Raw genomic sequence first — 20156 nt, 5'->3', positions numbered from 1 at the left:
CAACCGAGATGACCCCCACCGATCACCCGCCCCACGGAGCGGGGCAGCAGCAGGCCCGCCGGCGGACGCCCGTCGGCGAGCCGCTGCGCCTGCTGCGGTCCGCCCGGCCGTGGCGTTCGATCGCTTGGCTGCTCACCGGCTGGGTCACCGCGTCACTGTGGATCGCCGGGACCCTCGCCCTGCTCGTCGTCCCGGCGTTGGGGGTCGTGCTCCTGCTCGGCGGCGTCCCCTTCGGCGGTGTCGAGCGATGGCGCCTGCGCATGGTCGACCCGGCGCCCGCGCCGTCACCGCACCGGCCGCCGGACCGCTCGGGGGTGTGGAGGTGGATGCACACCAGGATCGGGGAGCCCGCGACCTGGCGGTCGCTGGGATACGCGCTGGTGTTCTCGCTGGCGCTGTCCTGGGTGGATCTCGTCGTGGGCCTGCTGGTCGTCTGCGTCGCTCAGGTGATCTGCTGGCCGCTGCTCGCCGCGGTGATCCCCGAGTTCGAACCCGACGCGCTCTTCGGGCTCATACCCGGCGAAGGTCCGGCGTCGTACGCGGCGACCGTGCTCGGGCTCGCGCTGCTTCCCCCGGTGCTGTACCTGATCACCGCCTATGCCGCCGCTCGGGCGGCGCTCACCCGGTACTTCCTGGTCGACCGGGACGAGGCCGGAGCGGACCGGCGGGTGCGCGAACTGTCGCGGTCCCGGGAGCGGATACTCTCGGCCATGGACGCCGGGCGATCCCGCATCGAACGCGACCTCCACGACGGCACCCAGCAGCGCCTCACCGGCCTGATCATGACCCTCGGCATGGCCAGGCTGCGGCTCGCGGACGCCTCCGAAGAGGCCCGGGCGGCCGTCGAGGACGCCTATCGGCAGGCGCGGACGACGCTCGCTGAACTCCGCGAACTGGTGCGCGGCATCCACCCGCAGGTGCTCACCGTCCGAGGGCTCTCCCCTGCCGTGGCCGACCTCGCCGAGCGCTGCGCGGTCCCCGTCGACGTCAGGATCGACCTGCCGCAGCGCCCTCCCGAACCGATCGAGGCCGCCGCCTGGTTCGTCATCAGCGAGGCGCTCACCAATGTCGCCAAGCACAGCCGCGCCTCCCGCGCCTGGGTCCATTGCCGCCGACGCGGCTCCACACTGGTCCTGGAGATCGGCGACGACGGGATCGGCGGCGCCGACCCGGCCGGGGGCACCGGACTGCTCGGCCTGAGCGACCGCGCCTCGGTGCTGCACGGCACGATCGTCTTCGACAGCCCGAAGGGCGGGCCGACACGGGTGCGAGCGGAGCTGCCATGCGATTGGTGATCGCCGAGGACTCGGCGCTGCTGCGCGAGGGACTGGCCCTCATCCTCGCGGGGGCCGGACACGACGTCACGGCGGTCGGCGACATGGACGGGCTGCTCGGGGCCGTCGCCGCCGACCCGCCCGACGCGGTCGTCACCGACATCCGCATGCCGCCCGGATACCGCGATGAGGGCCTGCGCGCCGCCCTGCGGCTGCGCCGGGAGCACGCCGAGCTGCCCGTCCTGGTGCTGTCCCAGTATGTCGAGCACGCCTACGCCACCGAACTGGTCGAACTGGGCGGCGGTGTCGGCTACCTCCTCAAGGACCGGGTCGGCGAGGTCCCCGAGTTCCTCGCCGCGGTGGAGGAGGTCGCCGCAGGCGGCACCGTCATCGACCCCGACATCGTCCGCAAGCTCCTCGGCCGCCGCCGGATACAGACCACATTGGAACGCCTGACTGACAGAGAACGCGAAGTCCTCGCGCTGATCGCCCAGGGCCGGACCAACGCCTCCATCGCCGCGCAATTCGCGGTCACCGACGCCGCGATCGCCAAGCACATCGGCAACATCCTGACCAAGCTCGACCTCCCGCCCGAAACCGACGGCCACCGCCGCGTCCTCGCCGTCCTCGCCTACCTCCGCTACGACAGCAACGGTGAGGCTCCCTGAACGACGACCTCGCCGGCGAATCGGACCCGCCATCGGCCACGCCTCCGATACCGGGTCATCGGCAGACAGGGCTGAACCACAGTCGCCTGTGACCGAGGACCGGTCACAGGCGATCATATGGGCCCGCGAGGGGGCCGGTGGTGTGGAGCTGCAGGGAATCGAACCCTGGTCCTCCGCTGTGTCAGTGAGACTTCTCCGGGTGCAGTCCGCTGTGCCTTTTCTCGAGCCCCACCGCTCACGCGGACAAGTCGGTGAGACGGGCTCCAGCCGCTGAAAGTGTCGTGCGACGACCCAGCGACCAAGTCATCGACCTAGCGTCCTCAATGATGCCGCTGATCCGGAACGGACGCGCTTCCGGTGCGGCAACTTCACTGTCGCTTAAGCAGCGAGGGCGAAGTCAGTGCGTTTTGCGTTGGCACTTGTTGGTTTCCAACATCGGTTTACGAGACGGCGTTGGCTTCCTCGACCCGCTTCCCTCACATCAACCTACGGAGTCGAAACCGATCAGCCCCTCAGTTGAGGTGAGATACCTCTGTTCAGTTGTGCTCGGCAATTCTAACTCAATGCCGCGAGCGGGGGCCACCGTATATCGGCGGCCGCCACACGCTGCAACAAGACCCGCTCGGGGGATATTCCCGGGTTACTGGCCGCGCTTGGCGGCCCTGCCGACGGCCTTCTCGATCTCGCGGTCGGCCTCGCGCTTGGCGATGGCCTGGCGCTTGTCGTAGGTCTTGCGGCCCCTGGCCAGGCCGAGCTCCATCTTCGCCCAGCCGTTCTGGAAGTACACCGACAGCGGCACCAGCGTCAGCCCGGCCTCGTCGAGCTTCGGCCCGAGCTTGGCGATCTCGCCGCGGTGCAGCAGGAGCTTGCGGATGCGCCTCGGCGGGTGGTTCGTCCACGTCCCGTAGTCGTACTCGGGGATGTGGAAGTTGTGCACCCGCGCCTCGCCGTTGCGGACCTCCGCATAGGCGTCGACGATGTTGCCCCTCCCCTGGCGCAGCGCCTTGACCTCGGTCCCGGACAGGACCAGCCCGGCCTCATAGGTGTCCAGGATGTCGTAGTCGTGCCGCGCCTTGCGGTTCGTGGTCACGACGGTGCGTTCGGGGCCGGAGTGCTTGGCCTTCGGCTGTTTCTTCTTGGACACGGGCCAAGCTTAACGATCGAACAAATGTATGTCGACGCCAATTTACAGCTCGCAAGCTTCGCCGTGAGTGCCAATTTACAGCTCGCAAGCTTCGCCGTGAGTGCCGATTTACGGCTCCGCAGGCGTCGCCGTGGGTCCGATCAGCGGCACAGGCAGGACGGCAGGTAGTCCAAGGGCTCGACCGGTTCGCCGTCCACTCGGACCTCGAAGTGCAGGTGCGCGCCGGTCGAGGCTCCGGTGGAGCCGACCGCTCCGATCTCCTCGTCCTGGTCCACGTGCTCGCCGTTCTCCACCCAGATGCTCGACTGGTGGCCGTAGCAGGTGGTCAGGCCGTCGCCGTGGCTGATGCAGGTGAGCATCCCGTAGCCGCCGTTCCAGCCCGCCTGGACGACGGTGCCCGAGTCGGCGGCGTGGATCGCCGTGCCCTTCGCTGCGGCGAAGTCGGTGCCGCTGTGGAAGCGGGACGTGCCGTAGATCGGGTGCGTGCGCCACCCGAAGTTCGAGGACTTCCAGCCGCTGACCGGCTGCACGAACCCCGAGGACGCATCGTCGCCGGAGGATGAATCGTCGCTGGAGGAGTCGTCGCCGGAGTCCTCGTCCTCGTCGGGAGGGTCGGCCTCTCGCAGTGCGTCGGCGAGCCGCTCCGAGGCGGCCTCGAGCTCCTCGTATTCGGCCTGGGCCTGGGCCTCGGCGGCCTCGGCCACGGCCAGGGCGTCGGCGCGCTCGTCGACGAGCTCCGTGACGGTCTCGCGCGCGACCTGGGCCTCGCTGTAGCGCTCCTCGGCCGCGTCCAGGGTCGCGGCGGCCTCGGCTTCGGCCACGGCGGCCTCGGTCCGGGCGCGGGAGGCGGCCCCCTCCGCGTTGGCGGCGTTCCTGCGGGTGAGGGTGACCTCCTCGACCGCGGCGTTCTTGGCGTCGATCAGGAACTCGAGATAGGAGAGCCGGTCCATGGCCTGCAAGGTGTCGTCGGAGGCGAGGATCGCGTCGACGGTGAGCAGCTCGGCACCCCGATAGGTGGCCGTGAGCACCGTGATCCTGTTGTTCTTGGCCTCCTCGACGGCCGCGGCCGCCGCCTCCAGCTCGTCCTCGGCGGCTTCGAGCGCCTCCTGGGCGGCCTCGGCCTGCTCCTCCGCTTCCGTGGCGACGGCCTCGGCTGCGGCGACGCGTCCTTCGGCCGCCGCGACGGCCTCCTCGGCGTCCGGCAGGAGGGCCTCGGCCTCGGCGAGGGTCTGACCGGCCTCTTGGACCTCCTCGGCGGCGCCTTCGAGCTGGGCGGCCATGCGGGCCTTCTCGCGTTCGACCGCGTCGAGCTCCGCTTCGGCGGAGTGTCCCAGAACAGGGCTGCTCGCAGCCGCTCCGAGGAGCAGGGCCGCGAGCAGCAAACCGATTCGTCCATTCCACCCGTCACCCCGCCCACGGTTCCGAATCCGTGTGCACGCAGTGCTCATAGGGCCCGAAGTTAATCCACCAGTGATAGACCTTCGGCATTTCGGGGCAAGCTACCCCATTTGGGTGAATTTACACCTTTATGTTGAATCTGAGGGTGATCCATGCAGTGATCGCCGAGATGGCCGCGGAGATGCCGACCAGGATCGGCAGCAGGAGCAGCACCGAGTTCCATTCGACGGGCGGCATCAGGCTGAACAGGTTCTTGAACTGGCCTTCCATGACGAAGACCTTCGCGGCGGCCACGATGCCGAAGGCGAACAGGGCGCCGATGACGCCGGCGAAGACCGCCTCCATGACGAACGGGGCCTGCACGAACCAGTTCGGGGCGCCGACCAGCTTCATGATCGCGACCTCGCGGCGCCGCGAGTAGGCGGCGACCTGGATCGTGTTGGCGACCAGCATCAGGGCCGCGACGCCCTGGACGAGCGCGACGATGAGCGTCAGGCGCTGCCCGCCGCCCAGGATGTCGAAGACCTGCTGGAGGATCTCCTTCTGGTTCGTGGCCTGGTAGACGCCCTCGCGGTCGGCGAACTGAGCGATGAGCTCCTCGGCCTGGTCGATGTTCTTCATCTTGATGCGGAACGCGGCGGGCAGGACCTCGGCGTCCACGGAGGCGACCAGGTCCGGCGACTTCTCGAAGGTCTCCTGGAACCGTTTCCAGGCGTCCTCCTTCGACTCGTACTCGACCTGGGCGACGAGGTCGTTCGACTTCAGGTCCGACTCGATCTGCGCCGTGACCTCCTCGGTCACGTCGCGGTCCAGGTAGATGACCACTTCGAGGCTGGTCTGGTAGTACTCCTCGATGACGTCGACCTGGTTGTACAGCAGCAGGCCGAATCCCAGCATCGACAGCGACACCGTCATGGTGATGATCATCGCGACGGTCATGGAGATGTTGCGCCACAGTCCGAGGAAGACCTCGGACATCACGTACTTCGCGCGCATGTGCTCTGTTCTCTGCCTTCCGCTTAGCCGTAGACGCCGCGAGCCTGGTCGCGGACGATCTGGCCGTTCTCGATCTCGATGACGCGACGGCGCATCTGGTTCACGATGTTGGAGTCGTGGGTGACCATGACGATGGTGGTGCCGGTCCGGCTGATGCGGTCGAGGAGCCGCATGATCTCGATCGAGGTGTCCGGGTCGAGGTTACCGGTGGGCTCGTCGGCCAGCAGCAGCAGCGGCCGGTTGACGAACGCGCGGGCCACGGCCACGCGCTGCTGCTCGCCACCGGACAGCTCGTTGGGGTAGCGGTGCTCCTTGCCGCCGAGGCCGACCAGTTCGAGGACCTCGGGGACGACGCGCCTCGCCACCGAGCGGGGCTTGCCGATGACCTCCAGCGCGAACGCGACGTTCTCGGCGGCGGTGCGGTTCGGCAGGAGCCGGAAGTCCTGGAAGACGCAGCCGATGCTGCGCCGGTAGGCCGGCACCTTCCACCGCCGCAGCCTGGTCACGTCCATGTCACCGACGGAGATCTTGCCCTTGTCGGGGATCTCCTCGCGCAGCAGCAGCTTGATGATCGTGGACTTTCCCGCGCCGGTCGGACCGATGAAGAAGACGAACTCTCCCTTGTCGATGAAGACGTTGACGTCCTCCACCGACGGGCGGTTCGATCGGGGGTAGTGCTTGGTTACGCCCTCGAGCTCAATCACGAGCCGGAGTCTAGCCGCCTGAGTGGCGCGCCGCTCGGGCGGCTCCAGTACATGCGTGGCATACCGTGGCACTTACGGCCCATATGTCCCGCGTGTGGTCCAGTGACGACGCGATTTCGCCCGAACGGATGAAGCCACTATGGTCACGCGGCCCATGGTAGGCCGTCCGGGGTCGAAAATCGGGGCGTGACGCGCGTTAGGCGGCCTTCTCAGCGCTGCGGCGCCAGCGGATGCCCGCCTCGAGGAACGGGTCGATATTGCCGTCGTAGACGCCCTGGACGTCGGCGGTCTCGTGGCCGGTGCGCAGGTCCTTGACCATCTGGTAGGGGTGCTGGACGTAGGAGCGCATCTGGTCGCCCCACGAGGCGGTGGCCGAGCCGCGCAGCTCGTCGACCTTGGCCTTCTCCTCCTGGCGCTTGAGCTGGAGGAGCTTGGCCTTGAGCAGGGCCATCGCTGTGGCCTTGTTCTGGATCTGGCTCTTCTCGTTCTGGCAGGTCACGACCACCCCGGTCGGGAGGTGGGTGATGCGCACGGCGGAGTCGGTCGTGTTGACCGACTGACCGCCGGGTCCCGAGGAGCGATAGACGTCGACGCGGATCTCCTCGTCGGGGACCTCGATCGAGTCGGTCTGCTCGAAGGCGGGGACGACCTCGACGGCGGCGAAGCCGGTCTGGCGGCGCCCCTGGTTGTCGTATTTGCTGATGCGCACCACTCGGTGGGTGCCCTGCTCGACCGAGAGGTGCCCGTACGCGTAGGAGCCCTTCACCGCGAAGGTGGCCGAGCGGATTCCGGCCTCCTCGGCGTAGGAGACGTCGTAGACCTCGGTGCCGAAGCCGTGCTCCTCGGACCAGCGCAGGTACATGCGCATGAGCTGCTCGGCGAAGTCGCAGGCGTCGGCGCCGCCGGCCCCCGAGCGGACGGTCACGACGCAGTCGCGCTCGTCGTACTCGCCCGACAGAAGGGTGCGGACCTCCAGCTCGTCGACGGCCTTGCGGACGGCGGCGAGCTCGGTTTCGGCCTCGGCGGCGGCGGACGGATCGTCCTCGGCCTCCGCCAGCTCGAACAGGACCTCGACGTCGTCCATGCGCTCGTGCAGGCCCGCGAGCTTCTTCAGCTCGGCCTGGACGTAGGACAGGCGGGAGGTGATCTTCTGGGCGTGCTCGGCGTCGTCCCACAGCCCCGGGTCGGCGGCGGCGGCCTCGAGCTCGTCCTTCTCTCTCCGCAGCGACGGCAGGTCGAGGACGGCCTCGACGCTCGCTAGGGTCGTCTTCAATTCGCGCAGATCGGCGGAAACATCGACACTGGTCACAACAGATCAGGGTACGCCTGTATTCGCGCTCATACGAAACGGGACGCTGGACCAGATGTGGTCCGGCGTCCCGTTTCGCGCTTGAAGTGATCGTCTGCGGTCGAGTGCGCTGCCTCCTAGTGCTTGAAGCTAGGAGGTGCGCTTCTTGAGCCAGTTGAGCGCGGCGCGGTGGTAGCCGACGGCGAAGTCCATGGCCGTCGCGGCGCCGTTGTCCTCGCTGGCGTAGTCCTTGGCCGCGGCGCGGGCCTCGGCGAGGGCTTCCTGGTGCTGCTCGGTGGCGTCGGCGAACATGTCGTTCACGGTGTCGGCGGCCATGTAGTCGGTGAATGCGGTGCGCAGCGCGACGGGGTCGCGCAGCTGGCCGATGCGGGCCGGCTCGTTGAGCCAGCGGGTGAAGGCGCGCTTGCCGTTGGCGCTGATCGTGTACGGCACCGAAGCGCGCGGTCCCGGCTTGCCGACGCGGACGAGGCCCGCCTCGGCCAGGGCCGGGAGTTCGCGGTAGACCTGGGAGCGCGTCATGGTCCAGTACGGACCGAGGCGACGGGTCGCCTCGGCCATGAGTTGCCCACCGGTCATTGGACCTTCATGTAGCAAGCCCAGCAATGCCGCTGAGGTTGCGTTCAGTTCTTTTCCTGCCATGCCCGACAGGATGCCATGTGGATGCTGTTCTGACAAGTGGACAGCTCCAATGTGTCGATTGACCGTTACCTATACATACTCGCGTACGGTCCATCGTTTGCCTTGCAAGGCTTGTCAATCGACGGGAAGCGCATAGTTCAGTGGAACGCGTGTTTGGAGAATTTCAATCGTGTGATCCCGATCGCCTCGGCAAATCGCGAGACGGAGTGTCGCGCTCTAGTTACGGAGCATTATCGACTGTCGTTGTCGCATTCAGTTGCCTGGCATATGGGAGCCGATGATGTCGGATCCGGGGAACTGGTCCACAGGAGTGCCCTCATTGGAGTCATCGGGGGCGTCCGCGCCCTCATCTGAATCGGACAAACCGTCCGTTTCGGTTCCGGGAGTGTCGCTATCCGTCTCCGAGCCTTGCGGTCCGGGCGCCGGGGTCGTCTCGTCGGGCTCCTCCTCCGCCGGTTCGGTGGGCTCGACGCTCCCCTCCGGCTCAGCGGGTTCGGGGCTCTCACCGGGCTCGGTGGATTCGACCGTCGGGGACGGGTCGGCCACATCGGCGCCATCGTCGCCTTCGGCACCGGGGAGAGCGAAGAGGACGAACGCCGCGACGGCGAGCAGACCCAGCGCCCCCGCGCCGGCGAACGCCATGGCGCGGCGCCGGGACGGCCTCGCCGCCGAGCGCACCTCGGCGGCCGCGATCTCGGGGACCGGCGGGGTCACCGGCGAGTAGGCGATGGGCGCCGGGGCGCCGCGGTCGCGCAGCTGCGGCTCGATCGGGGCGGTCGCCCGCTCGGACAGGCCCGGGGCCAGGCGCCGCAGTTCGGCGGCGATGTCGTCGAGGTCGCCGCGCTCGGTCGGGTCGAGCGCGAGGAGCGTCTCGACGATCGCCCACAGCTCGGCGTCCACGGCGGCCGGCCTGACGGGGATCTTGGCGAGGTGGCGGTCGAGCACGTCGGTGATCGAGCCGCCCCGGTAGGCGCTGCGCCCAGTGAGCGCCTCGTACAGGACCAGGCCGAGCGCGTAGTTGTCGATGCCGGGACAGGCCGATTCTCCGGCGGCGACCTCCGGGGCGATGTACTCGGGGGTGCCGTGGGAGGGCGTCGTGGTGCGCTCGGCGGCGCGGGCGATGCCGAAGTCGATGAACTTGACCGCGTCGTCCCCGACGAGCATGAGGTTGCCGGGCTTGACGTCGCCGTGGAGGTAGCCGGCGCGGTGGACCGCGGCGAGGGTCTCGGCGGCGAAGGCGCAGCGGCGGGCGGCCTCGGCCGCCGGCAGCGGCCCGTGGAGGCGCAGGTGCTCGCGCAGGTCGGCGCCTTCGGCGAACTCGAGGACGATGGCCAGGACCGCGTCGGTGACGATGAAGTCGCGCACGCCGATGACGCCGGGGTGCTCGATGGCGTTGAGGATCTCGGCCTCGGCGAAGAAGCTCTCGACGATGTCGCCTTCGCCGCGCAGCTCCCCGCGCAGGACCTTGACGGCGACGCGCTCGCCGGTGACGCGGTCGAGCCCGCGCCACACGACGCCGACCGCGCCACGGGCGAGCTCAGTCTGGAGCTCGAAGCGGTCTGCCAGAACGGCATTCATGGCGCCTCCTCGTGGTGCGGCCGCGTCCCTTGGGCATTCCACTGTAAATCGGATGGCGACGCTGGTCAGAAGCCGGATGGAAGCGTGGCACGATCCGGGGATACACGAGTTCGCGCACGTCGGGGCGGGCGGCGGGGGCCTCGGGGAATCGACGGTCGCCTGTTGTGATCGGCGGGCCACTACACTTGCGCCCATGTCCCTCGAACGGCCATGCTTCATACGGAATGCCGAAACCCGGTGCGAACTCAGTGGTGATCGCCTGTGACCGAATTGCGTTGGCGCTACGGCGCCGCCACCGACGTGGGCAAAGTCCGCGATCTCAACGAGGACTCGCACCTCGCGTCGCGGCGCCTGCTCGCGGTCGCCGACGGCGTGGGAGGGGCCGCCGCCGGTGAGGTCGCCAGCGGGGTGACCATCGCCGAGGTGACGAAGCTGGCCCGCCGCTCGCCGGTCGAGGCCGAGGCCGAGCTGGGCGAGGTCGTCGACGCCGCGCGCGACCGGATCCGCGCGGCGGTGGCCGAGAACCCCGAGTCGGAGGGCATGGCGACGACGCTGACGGCGCTGTGGCTGGGCGACGACGCCGTCGACATAGTCCATATCGGAGACTCACGGGCGTACCAGGTGCGCGGCGAGGACTTCGTGCAGGTGACCGTCGACGACTCCTACGTCCAGCACCTGGTCGACGAGGGCGCGATCACTCCCGCTGAGGCGCAGGACCATCCGTACAAGTCGGTGGTGACCCGCGTGCTGCAGGCCAATCCCGCGCCCGCGCACTTCGAGACGCGCCCGGCCGCGCTCGGCGACCGGTACATGCTGTGCTCGGACGGGCTGAGCGACGTGGTCGGCGAGGAGGTCATCGAGGCGGCGCTGCGGGACTTCACCGATCCGCAGGCGGCCGCGGACGAGCTGGTGCGCCTGGCTCTTGAAGGCGGCGGCCCGGACAACGTGACCGTGGTGGTCGGCGACGTCTCGGAGCACAAGAAGCTCAAGCGGTGGCCGTGGGTCGCGGCGGCGATCGCGGTGGTGCTGGTGGTCGCGGCGATCGTGGTCGGCCTGTACCTGCGCGGCTGACTCCTGCCCGGGTGGCGACCGGGCCGGATCGGGGTCAGCCGGTCATTGAACGCGGCCTAGGCTTCCCTGACGAACTCGCGCTCGTAGACCGTCCCGTCGTCCCTGGTGTCGTAGACGCGGATCGCATCGGCCGGGGGGTGGTACTCCAGCTCCCAGTGCATCGCGGCGGGCGGGCTGCCGCCCGCGGTCGACACGAGTTCGAGCTGATGCCGGTGGCCGTCGCCGAGGACGATCGTGCCTTCGAACGAGCCGCCCTCACCGGTCAGGACCACGAAGCCGTCGCCCGTGACGGTGAACGAACTGCCCATCATCGGGACGTCCTCGGTCCATGCTCCGATGAACGGTTCCATGCGCGGGTCGGTCCCGTCGTCGTCGCTCGGGGCTTCGGTGGGCTCGGGCGCTTCGGTGGTCTCAGTGGTCTCGCTCGCGGTGGCTTCGGCGCTGGGCGATTCGCTCGCGGTAACCGCGGCGGTGGGCGATTCGCTCGCGGGGTCGCCGGGGTCGCCGTCGCAGGCGGCGAGGCCGACCGCGAGGGCGCAGGCGCACAGGGCGGCCGCGAGAGGGGCAATGGTTCGCACGGGGGCTCTCCGGATCTTTCGGGCTGGGCATACAGCTCGATCCTAAGTCCTGTGCGCCGTGCCGTGGGTTCGTGAGCAGGCGCTAGAGCGGGAGTCCGGCGAAGGCTCCCGAAGTCCTCGCGGCATAGTCGAAGAAACCGGCGTCGTCGGCGGTCACGCCGACCAGGTGGCCGTGGAGTTCGTAGGAGACGATGCCCACCAAGCGGTTCCACGCCAGGAGGATCCGCGCGGTCTCCTCGGCGGTGAACACGACGTCCGGCAGCAGCGTCGTCAAGTCGAGCTCGATGAGCGCGGGGTCGCAGGGCGGCGCGGGCGGCAGATCGAGGACCCCGGCCGCCTTCGCGTCGGCGACCACTCTGGCCAGTGCCAGCGGCATCCGGCCCGCTGCTGCGGCGGTCTCCTGCGGCGCGGCGTATCCGGGCACCGGCGTGCCGAAGAGCAGCGCGAACTCGTGGGGGTTGTCGAGCGCCCACGCGCGCACGCCGCGCCAGATCGCCGTCCACCGCTCGGCCGGTTCGGCCGCCGGGTCGTCGGCGCTTTCGGCGGCGTCCCCGATGTCGTTGTAGGCCGCGAGGATGAGCGCGGTGAGCAGCTCGTCGCGGCTCTTGAAGTAGCGGTAGATCGCCGAGGAGGCCATCTCGAGTTCGCGGGCGACGGCCCGCAGCGACAGGGCCGAGGGGCCGACCTCGCCGAGCTGGCGTCTCGCGGCGGCCAGGATCTCGCGGGTCAGCTCGGCTCGGGCGCGTTCGCGGGCGGTTCTCGGTGCGTTCATAGGATCAGTGTACATAAATCAGAGCACCGCTCTTGCACTTTCCCCGAACATGTGCGATCATCGTTTCACAACGAGAACACCGCTCGCGAAATTGCGAGCGGTCGACCCCCACCAGGAGCACCCATGAACCGCCACCCGTCCCGGACCCGCTTCGGCGCCATCGGCATCGCCCTCGCCGGTGTCCTCTTCGTCCTCTACGAGGCCGTCGCCCCGCGCGCCGACCAGACCACCCTCGAAGGCGCCGAGTCGTGGACCTCGGCCGGCTGGTCCTTCGCCCACATCGCCGCGATCGTCGGCCTCATCCTCATCCCCATGACCTGGAGCGCCCTGCGGGGCCACCTCGAAGGCGCCGGGAAGGCCGAGCGGACCGCCTTCCTCGCTACCGCCGTCGGCGCCGTCGGCTCGGGCCTGACCATCTCGTACTACGGCGCCGAGGTCTACGGCCTCAAGGCGATCGGCGGCCTGGCCGTGGCCGAGGGCGACGCGGCCCTGACGTCGGTCGGCGAGGACTTCCGCATGGACCCGACCGCCGTGACCGTCTTCGCCATCGGCCTGGCCCTCATCGCGGTGGCCGCGGTCCTCGCCGCGGTCGCGGTGTGGCGTTCGGGCACCATGCAGCGCTGGAGCGCGGTCCCGATGGCCGCCGCGATGGTGCTGTACCTGCCGCAGTTCTATGTGCCGCATCCGGTCCGCATCGCCTGGGGCGTGCTCGTCGCCGTCAGCGCACTGTGGATCGCCTTGGAGCTGTGGCGGACCGCCGGGAAGGCCGGGGCCGAGCGCGCGTAGGCGCCCCCGGACACGCGCATCGCGCCCGCCGATTCGGCGGGCGCGATGCCTTGCGTTTCGTCAGGCCGACAGGGCGATGCCGTCCAGGATGTCGTGCTCGCTGACGAGCACGCTGCTCAATCCGCTGCGCTCCATGATCGTCCGCAGCACCAGCGCCCCGCCGACGATCACGTCGGCCCGGCCCGGGTGCATCACCGGGATCGCCAGGCGCGCCGCGTGGTCGGCCGAGGCCAGATCGCCGGTGACCTTCGCCACCTGCTCGTAGCTCAGCTTCGTGCCGTCGATGGCGTCCGCGTCGTATGCCGCCAGGTCCAGCGCGATCCCGGCGATCGTCGTCGCCGTCCCCGCCACCGCCACGAGTTCGCCCGCCACGCGGTCGGGGTCGGCCACCGCCAGCGCAGCGTCCACGATCGAGTGGATGTCCGCCACGGCCGCCTCGATCTCGGCCGGAGCCGGAGGGTCGGAGCGCAGGTGGCGCTCGGTCATGCGCACGCAGCCCACGTCGACCGACTTCGCGGCCAGGACCTCGGCGCCCGAGCCGCGCACGAACTCGGTCGAGCCGCCGCCGATGTCGACCAGCAGGCGCTGGCCGACCAGCTCGGGCAGCGTGGCCACCGCGCCGGTGAACGAGAGGCGCGCCTCCTCGTCGCCGGTGATCACCTCGGGGGCCGTCCCGAGCACCGATTCGACCATCGCGGTGAACTCGTGGGCGTTCGCGGCGTCCCGCGACGCCGACGTCGCGACCATCCGCACCGCCTCGGCACCGTGGCCGCGGATCTGGGCGGTGTAGTCGGCCAGCGCCGCGCGGGTGCGCTCCAGCGCGGCGGCCGAGAGCCGCCCGGTGTCGTCGACGCCTTCGCCGAGGCGCACGACCTCCATGCGGCGCACCACGTCGTGCAGGCGACCGGCGTCGTCGACGTCCGCGATGAGCAGACGGATCGAGTTCGTGCCGCAGTCGATTCCCGCTACGCGCCTCATGCGCCCTCCTCTTCTGGGACGCAGCTGCCGCGCCGCCACCACTGGGGAAGCCGCTCGATCGCCTCGTCGCCGAGCGGGTCGACGCCCGGTCCGGCGGCCAGGGCGTGCCCGACGAGGGCGTGCAGGCATTTGACGCGGTCGGGCATGCCGCCCGCCGAGACGCCGTCGATCTCGGGCACGTCGCCGAGCTTCGCGCGCCTCGCCAGGTAGTCCTCGTGGGAGCGCCGGTGGGCCTCGGCGAGATGCTCGTCACCGGCCAGGCGCTCGTTCATCTCCCTCATGACCCCGCCGCCTTCGAGCCGCCCGATGGCCGAGGCGGCCTTCGGGCAGGTCAGGTAGTACGTGGTCGGGAAGGGCGTCCCGTCGCTCAGGCGCGGCTCGGTCTCGATGACGGCCGGGCGGCCGCACGGGCAGCGCCAGGCGACGGCGTGCGCGCCGCGGATCGGGCGTCCGAGCTGGGCGGAGACCGCGGCCGCGTCGGCGTCGGTCACCGGCTGCGGCTCTTGGGGCCAGGAGTCGGGCTTCAATCCTCTGCTTCCTCTTGTTCGAGCTGGTCGGCGTCTTCAAAGGTAGCGGCCAGCTCGTCGTACCAGGGGCGCTCGGCGCCCTCGGCGTCCTCGCCGCCGTCGCCGCTCTCGGAGTCCTCGGCCTCGTGGACGATGACGAGGTCCTCACCCGGCTCCACGAGCAGCAGGCTCGAGCGGATCTGGGCCTTGACGTACTCCGGGTCGTCCCATTTGGCGCGCTCGGCCTCCAGGGCCTCGATGTGGTCGCGCTGCTCGTCCTGCTCGGCCTCGAGCTGGTTGATCTCGATGCGCTGCTCGACGTAGGTCCGCAGCGGGTAGGCGTAGGCGAGGGCGAGCGCGGACAGCACGAGCGCGATGACGGCGGCGCGCCGGGAGATCCGGCGCTGCGGGCGGACGCGGACCCGCTTGACCTTGGGACGCGCCGCGTTGCCGGGGGCGGGCCTGCGACCGGCGCGGGTGCGGCCGGGTCCGGTCGATCGTCCTCCGGGGTGGCTGGGTCGTCGGCTGGCGCTCACCCGCTCAGCCTAGTCGATGGCGGCGCGGATAAGGCCCCCGCGCCGATCGCGCGGGGGCCTTCGCAGTGCGGGTCTTAAGCGGCCTTGTACTTCGACTGCGCTCACTTTCCCTCAGTGAACTTCGACTGCGCTCACTTTCCCTCAGTGAACTTCGACCGTGCTCACTTTCCCTCAGTGAACTTCGGGAATGCCGACGTGCCGGCGTAGCGGGCGGCGTCGCCGAGGCTCTCCTCGATGCGCAGGAGCTGGTTGTACTTGGCGACGCGGTCCGAGCGGGCGGGAGCGCCGGTCTTGATCTGGCCGGTGCCCATGGCGACGGCCAGGTCGGCGATCGTGGTGTCCTCGGTCTCACCGGAGCGGTGGCTCATCATGCAGCTGAAACCGGCGCGGTGGGCCATCTCGACCGCGTCGGTGGTCTCGGTGAGCGAGCCGATCTGGTTGACCTTGACGAGCAGGGCGTTGGCGGCCCGCTCCTCGATGCCGCGGCGCAGGCGCTCGGGGTTGGTGACGAACAGGTCGTCGCCGACGATCTGGACCTTGCCGCCGATCTTCGCGGTCAGCGCGGACCAGCCGGACCAGTCCTCCTCGGAGAGCGGGTCCTCGATGGACACGAGCGGGTAGGCGCCGAGCAGCTCCTCGTAGTAGGCGCTCATCTCCTCGCCGCTGCGCTTCTGGCCCTCGAAGACGTAGGCGCCGTCGGAGTGGAACTCGGTGGCGGCGACGTCCATCGCGAAGGCGATGTCGGTGCCGAGCTTGTAGCCGGCCTTCTCGACGGCGACGGCGATCAGGTCGAGCGCCTCGCGGTTGGAGCCCAGGTTCGGCGCGAAGCCGCCCTCGTCGCCGAGGCCGGTGTTCAGGCCCTTGTCCTTGAGCACCGCCTTGAGCGCGTGGTAGGTCTCGGCGCCCCAGCGCAGGGCCTCTTTGAAGGTCGGCGCGCCGATGGGCGCGATCATGAACTCCTGGACGTCGACGTTGGAGTCGGCGTGGGAGCCGCCGTTGAGGATGTTCAGGCACGGCACCGGCAGCAGGTGCGCGTTCGGGCCGCCGACGTAGCGGTAGAGCGGCAGCTCGGAGGAGTCCGCGGCGGCCTTGGCGACGGCCAGGGAGACGCCGAGGATCGCGTTGGCGCCGAGGTTCGACTTGTCGGGGGTGCCGTCGGCGTCGAGCAGGGCCTGGTCGACGAGCCGCTGCTCGGAGGCCTCAAGGCCGATCAGGGCGTCGCGGATCGGGCCGTTGACGTTGTCGACGGCCTTCTCGACGCCCTTGCCGAGGTAGCGCTTCGGGTCCTTGTCGCGCAGTTCGAGGGCCTCGAAGGCGCCGGTCGAGGCGCCCGAGGGCACGGCGGCCCGCTGGAGCGTGTCGTCGTCGAGGAGGATCTCGACCTCGACGGTGGGGTTGCCGCGGGAGTCGAGGATCTCCCGTGCCCGAATGTCTTCAATTGCAGCCACTACTGTCACTCCTGAAATAGCCGAATCTGACTTCCGGCCCGATTAGGGGCCTGCGTCGCGAGGATTTCGACCGACCCGACACTGCGCCGGCCACAGCTCCTTAGCGTACGCCCCGGGGGGTCGACGGCACGCTATAAGGTGGAGTCGAACCTCAGATCCGACACCTGTGCTAGGCGCGCCCCGCGATGCCACGCCACTGGCCTCTTCGAACGCCGGCACCACCGGGAATTGGAGTCCCATGCCCATTTGGAAGCCCATATGCCGCTGCGCTGCCCTCGGCGCGGCGGGCGTGCTCGCGCTCTCCGGCTGCATGAACGGCGCCGGCGGGGGCCCATCGGACGTCGCGGAGGACCAGGCGGCGCTGATGGAGCTCAGCGAGCGCGTGGCGAGCGCCGAGGAACACGCCTACACCGCCGAGTACCTGGTGGAGGGCACCGGCGAGTCGGTGGTCGTCGCGGTGGACCCCGAGGGCGGGACCGGCGCGGTGGTGATCGGCGAGCAGCCGCGGTTCTGGGCCGGGGAGGACACCGACGAGCTGACCGACTGGCTGAGCGGGGAACTCGCGGCGGTCCTGCCGACGGGGCGGGACGTGTCGGCCTGGCTGACGGCGACCTCGGAGGACCCCTCGGCCACGACCGAGTTCTCCGACACGACGCTGGCCGGGGAGCTGGCCGACTGCGTCAAGGTGCAGGGCGCGGCGGACTCGCCCGTGGGCGCCTACGAGGTGTGCGTGACGACGGTCGGGGTGGTCGCGAGCGTCACCGCCGACGTCGGCGACGTCGGCTATACGGCGAAGCTCGTGACCTATCACGACGGGGTGGACGACGGGTGGCTGGACGAACTCGTGGACACCGGCAGCGAGAACGAGTAGTTCGGGAGGCCCCGGACGCGTTAGAGTCTCCCGGCGGGCCGGGCTCGGCGTTACGGGGGTTCGTCCGGAAGGGCGGCAGCGCCGTCCCGGTCCGCCTCGGCGCGTATGCCGCGTCACAAGCGGTATCCCAGTGGAGGGACCGGGAAACGGTCGGGTAAGCTTGTCGACGTTGCCGCGCCGCATGGTGCGGAACAGGCCAAGCTCCCGTCGTCTAGGGGCCTAGGACGCCGCCCTCTCAAGGCGGAAACGGCGGTTCGAATCCGCTCGGGAGTACAGATGGATATTCAGGGGTCGACTTCGGTCGGCCCCTGAGTGTTTTTCCGGCGGGCCTCAATCGAAGAGCTCCGGGTCGTCGAGTTCGCCGGGTTCGAACAGGCGGATCGTGCCGAACTCGCCGTCGAAGCCGGCCTCGCGGATCACTTTGCCCTCGCGGAGGCGGGCGACGGCCTCGGCCAGCGGCGCCGAGTGGGGCTCGATGTCGCCGGTGGGAATCGATTCGAGGATCGCCAGTTCCGGCCCGAGTTCGGCGGTCAGGCGGTCGACCTCGGTGCGGACGCGCTTGGTCTTCGGGCCGGTGCCGACGATCTCGCTCACGATCTGCGGCAGCGGCACCAGGTGCTCGACGTCGCCCGCGGTGGGCGGCGGCGTCCCTTCGGGCCGGTCCGCCAGGTCCTCGGTGCGGCTGAGCACGCCGACGGTGAGGGGCCTGCCGCACACCGGGCACCGGCCGCCGAGCTTCCGGGTCTCCTCCGGGTCCAATCGCACGCCGCACTTGCGGTGGCCGTCGAGGTGGTACTTGCCGCCTTCGGGGAAGAACTCGACCGTGCCGACGTAGCCGTCGCCGGTCTCCAGCGCCCCCAGGACCGCGTCGTAGGCGAGGCCGGTGTCGAAGACGGTGGTCTCGCGGGCGACCATCGGCGGTGAGTGGGCGTCGGAGTAGCTGACCATGCGGTAGCGGTCCAGGCCGGAGACGCGCCAGTTCATCTCGGGGTCGCTCGACAGGCCGGTCTCCAGGGCGAAGACGCGGTCCGACAGGTCGCCGTAGCACTCCTCCACGCCGTCGAACCCGGACTTGGAGCCGAGCAGGCCGAACCAGGGCGTCCACACGTGCGCGGGCACGAGGCAGCCGCCGCTGTCCAGGGCGGCCGCCAGGAGGTCGCGGGAGTCCATCCCCAGGGTGGGGCGCCCGTCGGAGGCGAGGTCGGCGACGCGGCCGAGTCGGTCGTTGAAGGCCGCGGCGGTCTCGAAGTCGGGCATGTGGACCAGGTGGTGGAGCTTGCGGGTGCGGCCGTCGCGTCTGTAGACGGTGGCGACCTCCACCGAGAGCATGAACCGCACCCGCGCCTCGGCGAGGCTCGGGGCGAGGTCCCCGTCGACGTCGGCCTCGATGTCCTCCCGCAGCCGGAACAGGCCCGGCTCGTCGGCTTCGAGGCTGCCGCGGAGGTTCGCGAACCACTCGGGGTGGGTGAAGTCGCCGGTGCCCATGAGGGTGACGCCCTTGCGCTTGGCCCACCGGGTCAGCTGGACGAGGTCTGAGTCCTTGCTGCACGCCCGGGAGTATTTGGAGTGAATGTGCAGATCGGCATGGAAACGCATATGAGGAATGCTTTCACAGCCGCTCGCGGGCGTGTGCGGCTTCTCACCGCTCGAGCAGCCGGATGCCCTCGACGACGGCCTTGACGTCGGCCGCGCCGCGGCGGTCGAACGGGTCGCGGACCTCGACGGCCAGGCCCCGCTCGATGAGCACCGCCGTCTGGCCCTCGGCGCTGAAGCCGTCGTCGCCGAACGGCTCGGTGGCCCAGCCGTCGTCCTTCTCGTGGTATTCGATCAGGAAGCGGCGCATGGCGTCCTTGTCGCTCAGGCGGGCCCCGCGCATCGCCTGGACCTGGAGGTCGACGCGCCACACGCCGTCCTCGACCTCGGATTCCCACACCCGCTGGGTGAACCGCACCTCGCCCCACTCGAACTCGAAGTCCGAGGGCGCGCCGAGGCCCTCGGGCAGGTAGGTGATGGCGAGGCCGTCGATGACGTCGTCTTGCTGCCTGGTGGTCATGTCGGCATTGTACGTTCCGGCACCGATGGGAATGTTGTTCCGCGCAATCGCGTATGCCGCGAAGATGCGTATTCGCGCGGCGGTCAGATCGCGGTGAAACTGATCACGGCCGTCAGCCCCGCCAGCGAGGTGGCCACGATGCCGAGGATCAGGCCCGTGGTGGCCAGCCCCTTGCCGGAGATGCCGCCAGCGGCCTGCTTGAGCTGGCGTTTCGCGTAGCTGCCCAGGAAGATCGAGCCGATGCCGAGCAGCGCCGCCATCATGAAGAACGTCAGGCCCGCCCAGGGGCTGAACGCGGCGAACAGCAGTCCAGGCAGCGCGCCGAGGATCCCCCCGATGCCCGCCACCAGCGACCCGACCGCCGGTCCCGAGGGGATCGGCTTGAGCCGCGGCTGCACCATGTAGAAGCCGTCGACCATGACAGGTGCTGGGACTGCCATCGGCGGCCACTGGACCGGTTGCATCTGGTAGCCGTGCCAGGGGTACGCGGCGTACGGGGGGTTTCCCGGGGCGTAGGCCTGCTGCGGTCGGCCCTGCTGCGGCTGCCCCGCCGGCCCGGGGGCCGGGGGCGGCTGCATGTGGGGCTGGTAAGGGTCCTGAGCGGTCACTCCTCCAGCCTATCCATTGCGAAGCGAACGCGCGATTTCCGCGAAGTACTCGTCGACCTCCTTGGGGTCGTAGCCGCGCATGGTCAACTGAAAGCCGAGGTCGGACAGCGAGTCGGGGTGCGGGGGCGTGCCGGTCTCCATCGCCTTGCGAATGCGCGCGACGGCTCGGTCGACTTGGGCTCTGTCGTATCCGCGGAACCGGACAGAGAAGAAGGGGTTCTCCATAGGTCACAGTGTGC

At 69.8% G+C, this 20156-nt stretch carries 22 protein-coding genes, 1 tRNA gene and 1 other RNA gene; 6 read left to right on the top strand and 18 right to left on the bottom strand.

Features of this window, described 5'->3' with window-relative positions; genetic code table 11:
• Positions 1–8: 8 nt before the first annotated feature.
• A complete protein-coding gene (locus H613_RS0103440) occupies positions 9–1295 on the top strand; it encodes a sensor histidine kinase (RefSeq protein ID WP_084546297.1) in 1287 nt (428 codons plus the stop codon).
• Positions 1283–1942: a response regulator transcription factor gene (locus tag H613_RS0103435; protein WP_156925803.1), complete on the top strand. Its 660-nt coding sequence runs from the start codon at positions 1283–1285 to the stop codon at positions 1940–1942. The genes H613_RS0103440 and H613_RS0103435 overlap by 13 nt, the downstream gene beginning before the upstream one ends.
• Positions 1943–2082: 140 nt before the next feature.
• Here H613_RS0103435 and ssrA read toward each other — a convergent pair.
• The 8 genes from ssrA to H613_RS28855 all read right to left on the bottom strand — a co-directional run bounded on the left by ssrA (position 2083) and on the right by H613_RS28855 (position 9710).
• Positions 2083–2454, bottom strand: a transfer-messenger RNA (tmRNA) gene (gene ssrA, locus H613_RS29795).
• Between the two features lie 128 nt (positions 2455–2582).
• Positions 2583–3086, bottom strand: coding sequence for an SsrA-binding protein SmpB (gene smpB / locus H613_RS0103430; protein WP_051392898.1), 504 nt, complete (start codon positions 3084–3086; stop codon positions 2583–2585).
• Positions 3087–3226: 140 nt separating this feature from the next.
• Complete coding sequence (locus H613_RS28860) at positions 3227–4468, bottom strand: M23 family metallopeptidase (RefSeq protein WP_051392897.1); 1242 nt, start codon at positions 4466–4468, stop codon at positions 3227–3229.
• Between the two features lie 136 nt (positions 4469–4604).
• Positions 4605–5480, bottom strand: coding sequence for a permease-like cell division protein FtsX (gene ftsX / locus H613_RS0103420; RefSeq protein ID WP_026922695.1), 876 nt, complete (start codon positions 5478–5480; stop codon positions 4605–4607).
• Between the two features lie 23 nt (positions 5481–5503).
• Positions 5504–6184: a cell division ATP-binding protein FtsE gene (gene ftsE / locus H613_RS0103415; RefSeq protein ID WP_026922694.1), complete on the bottom strand. Its 681-nt coding sequence runs from the start codon at positions 6182–6184 to the stop codon at positions 5504–5506.
• 196 nt (positions 6185–6380) lie between these two features.
• On the bottom strand, positions 6381–7493 hold the full coding sequence (gene prfB / locus H613_RS0103410; RefSeq protein ID WP_026922693.1) for a peptide chain release factor 2: 1113 nt from the start codon (positions 7491–7493) through the stop codon (positions 6381–6383).
• A gap of 129 nt (positions 7494–7622) precedes the next feature.
• The gene (locus H613_RS0103405) at positions 7623–8132 is read right to left on the bottom strand and encodes a PadR family transcriptional regulator (protein WP_026922692.1); all 510 of its coding nucleotides are present in this window, start codon (positions 8130–8132) and stop codon (positions 7623–7625) included.
• 252 nt (positions 8133–8384) lie between these two features.
• Positions 8385–9710, bottom strand: a complete 1326-nt coding sequence (locus H613_RS28855; RefSeq protein WP_051392896.1) for a serine/threonine-protein kinase — start codon at positions 9708–9710, stop codon at positions 8385–8387.
• A gap of 261 nt (positions 9711–9971) precedes the next feature.
• Between H613_RS28855 and H613_RS24145 the strand changes: the two genes are divergently transcribed.
• Positions 9972–10781: a PP2C family protein-serine/threonine phosphatase gene (locus H613_RS24145; RefSeq protein ID WP_051392895.1), complete on the top strand. Its 810-nt coding sequence runs from the start codon at positions 9972–9974 to the stop codon at positions 10779–10781.
• A gap of 56 nt (positions 10782–10837) precedes the next feature.
• Here the strand turns inward: H613_RS24145 and H613_RS24140 are convergent, their stop codons facing one another.
• Both H613_RS24140 and H613_RS0103385 read right to left on the bottom strand, forming a co-directional pair.
• On the bottom strand, positions 10838–11359 hold the full coding sequence (locus H613_RS24140; RefSeq protein WP_035735940.1) for a hypothetical protein: 522 nt from the start codon (positions 11357–11359) through the stop codon (positions 10838–10840).
• Positions 11360–11441: 82 nt separating this feature from the next.
• A complete protein-coding gene (locus tag H613_RS0103385) occupies positions 11442–12131 on the bottom strand; it encodes a TetR/AcrR family transcriptional regulator (protein ID WP_026922691.1) in 690 nt (229 codons plus the stop codon).
• Between the two features lie 123 nt (positions 12132–12254).
• Here H613_RS0103385 and H613_RS24135 point away from each other — a divergent pair, with 123 nt between their 5' ends.
• Entirely contained in the window at positions 12255–12917 is a 663-nt protein-coding gene (locus H613_RS24135) for a hypothetical protein (RefSeq protein ID WP_051392894.1), read from the top strand.
• 60 nt (positions 12918–12977) lie between these two features.
• On the opposite strand, the gene H613_RS0103375 is transcribed toward H613_RS24135, so the two are convergent.
• The 4 genes from H613_RS0103375 to eno form a co-directional block, all read right to left on the bottom strand.
• Entirely contained in the window at positions 12978–13895 is a 918-nt protein-coding gene (locus tag H613_RS0103375) for a Ppx/GppA phosphatase family protein (RefSeq protein WP_035735937.1), read from the bottom strand.
• Positions 13892–14422 (bottom strand): DUF501 domain-containing protein, encoded by a 531-nt coding sequence (locus H613_RS0103370; protein ID WP_026922689.1) that lies wholly within the window; start codon positions 14420–14422, stop codon positions 13892–13894. The genes H613_RS0103375 and H613_RS0103370 overlap by 4 nt, the downstream gene beginning before the upstream one ends.
• On the bottom strand, positions 14419–14937 hold the full coding sequence (locus H613_RS24130) for an FtsB family cell division protein (protein ID WP_051392893.1): 519 nt from the start codon (positions 14935–14937) through the stop codon (positions 14419–14421). Before H613_RS24130 ends, H613_RS0103370 begins: the two co-directional genes overlap by 4 nt.
• A gap of 161 nt (positions 14938–15098) precedes the next feature.
• Positions 15099–16385 (bottom strand): phosphopyruvate hydratase, encoded by a 1287-nt coding sequence (gene eno, locus H613_RS0103360; RefSeq protein ID WP_026922688.1) that lies wholly within the window; start codon positions 16383–16385, stop codon positions 15099–15101.
• Between the two features lie 238 nt (positions 16386–16623).
• On the opposite strand from eno, the gene H613_RS0103355 reads away from it, so the two are divergent.
• The gene (locus H613_RS0103355; RefSeq protein WP_156925802.1) at positions 16624–17256 is read left to right on the top strand and encodes a hypothetical protein; all 633 of its coding nucleotides are present in this window, start codon (positions 16624–16626) and stop codon (positions 17254–17256) included.
• Positions 17257–17456: 200 nt separating this feature from the next.
• Positions 17457–17529: transfer RNA gene (locus H613_RS0103350), tRNA-Glu, on the top strand.
• A 57-nt stretch (positions 17530–17586) separates the two neighbouring features.
• Here H613_RS0103350 and H613_RS24125 read toward each other — a convergent pair.
• The 4 genes from H613_RS24125 to H613_RS0103330 form a co-directional block, all read right to left on the bottom strand.
• Positions 17587–18852: an endonuclease Q family protein gene (locus H613_RS24125; RefSeq protein ID WP_035735932.1), complete on the bottom strand. Its 1266-nt coding sequence runs from the start codon at positions 18850–18852 to the stop codon at positions 17587–17589.
• Positions 18853–18895: 43 nt separating this feature from the next.
• Complete coding sequence (locus H613_RS0103340) at positions 18896–19309, bottom strand: hypothetical protein (RefSeq protein ID WP_051392892.1); 414 nt, start codon at positions 19307–19309, stop codon at positions 18896–18898.
• Positions 19310–19392: 83 nt separating this feature from the next.
• The gene (locus H613_RS30605) at positions 19393–19917 is read right to left on the bottom strand and encodes a hypothetical protein (RefSeq protein WP_156925801.1); all 525 of its coding nucleotides are present in this window, start codon (positions 19915–19917) and stop codon (positions 19393–19395) included.
• Between the two features lie 9 nt (positions 19918–19926).
• Complete coding sequence (locus H613_RS0103330) at positions 19927–20142, bottom strand: DivIVA domain-containing protein (RefSeq protein WP_026922684.1); 216 nt, start codon at positions 20140–20142, stop codon at positions 19927–19929.
• Between the last annotated feature and the right edge of the window lie 14 nt (positions 20143–20156).

This window comes from Glycomyces arizonensis DSM 44726, assembly GCF_000482705.1.
GTDB classification, from domain to species: Bacteria; Actinomycetota; Actinomycetes; order Mycobacteriales; family Micromonosporaceae; genus Glycomyces; species Glycomyces arizonensis.
Note: the sequence above shows the minus strand (reverse complement) of the source record. Positions and strands in the feature narration are given on the sequence as shown.

Bases quoted from the DNA above. Each gene is read 5' to 3' on its own strand.
- H613_RS0103440 (WP_084546297.1), top strand. From the start codon at position 9: ATGACCCCCACCGATCACCCGCCCCACGGAGCGGGGCAGCAGCAGGCC.
- H613_RS0103435 (WP_156925803.1), top strand. From the start codon at position 1,283: ATGCGATTGGTGATCGCCGAGGACTCGGCGCTGCTGCGCGAGGGACTG.
- ftsX (WP_026922695.1), bottom strand. From the start codon at position 5,480: ATGCGCGCGAAGTACGTGATGTCCGAGGTCTTCCTCGGACTGTGGCGC.
- H613_RS0103405 (WP_026922692.1), bottom strand. From the start codon at position 8,132: ATGGCAGGAAAAGAACTGAACGCAACCTCAGCGGCATTGCTGGGCTTG.
- H613_RS28855 (WP_051392896.1), bottom strand. From the start codon at position 9,710: ATGAATGCCGTTCTGGCAGACCGCTTCGAGCTCCAGACTGAGCTCGCC.
- H613_RS0103385 (WP_026922691.1), bottom strand. From the start codon at position 12,131: ATGAACGCACCGAGAACCGCCCGCGAACGCGCCCGAGCCGAGCTGACC.
- H613_RS24135 (WP_051392894.1), top strand. From the start codon at position 12,255: ATGAACCGCCACCCGTCCCGGACCCGCTTCGGCGCCATCGGCATCGCC.
- H613_RS0103375 (WP_035735937.1), bottom strand. From the start codon at position 13,895: ATGAGGCGCGTAGCGGGAATCGACTGCGGCACGAACTCGATCCGTCTG.
- H613_RS0103355 (WP_156925802.1), top strand. From the start codon at position 16,624: ATGCCCATTTGGAAGCCCATATGCCGCTGCGCTGCCCTCGGCGCGGCG.
- H613_RS24125 (WP_035735932.1), bottom strand. From the start codon at position 18,852: ATGCGTTTCCATGCCGATCTGCACATTCACTCCAAATACTCCCGGGCG.
- H613_RS0103340 (WP_051392892.1), bottom strand. From the start codon at position 19,309: ATGACCACCAGGCAGCAAGACGACGTCATCGACGGCCTCGCCATCACC.
- H613_RS0103330 (WP_026922684.1), bottom strand. From the start codon at position 20,142: ATGGAGAACCCCTTCTTCTCTGTCCGGTTCCGCGGATACGACAGAGCC.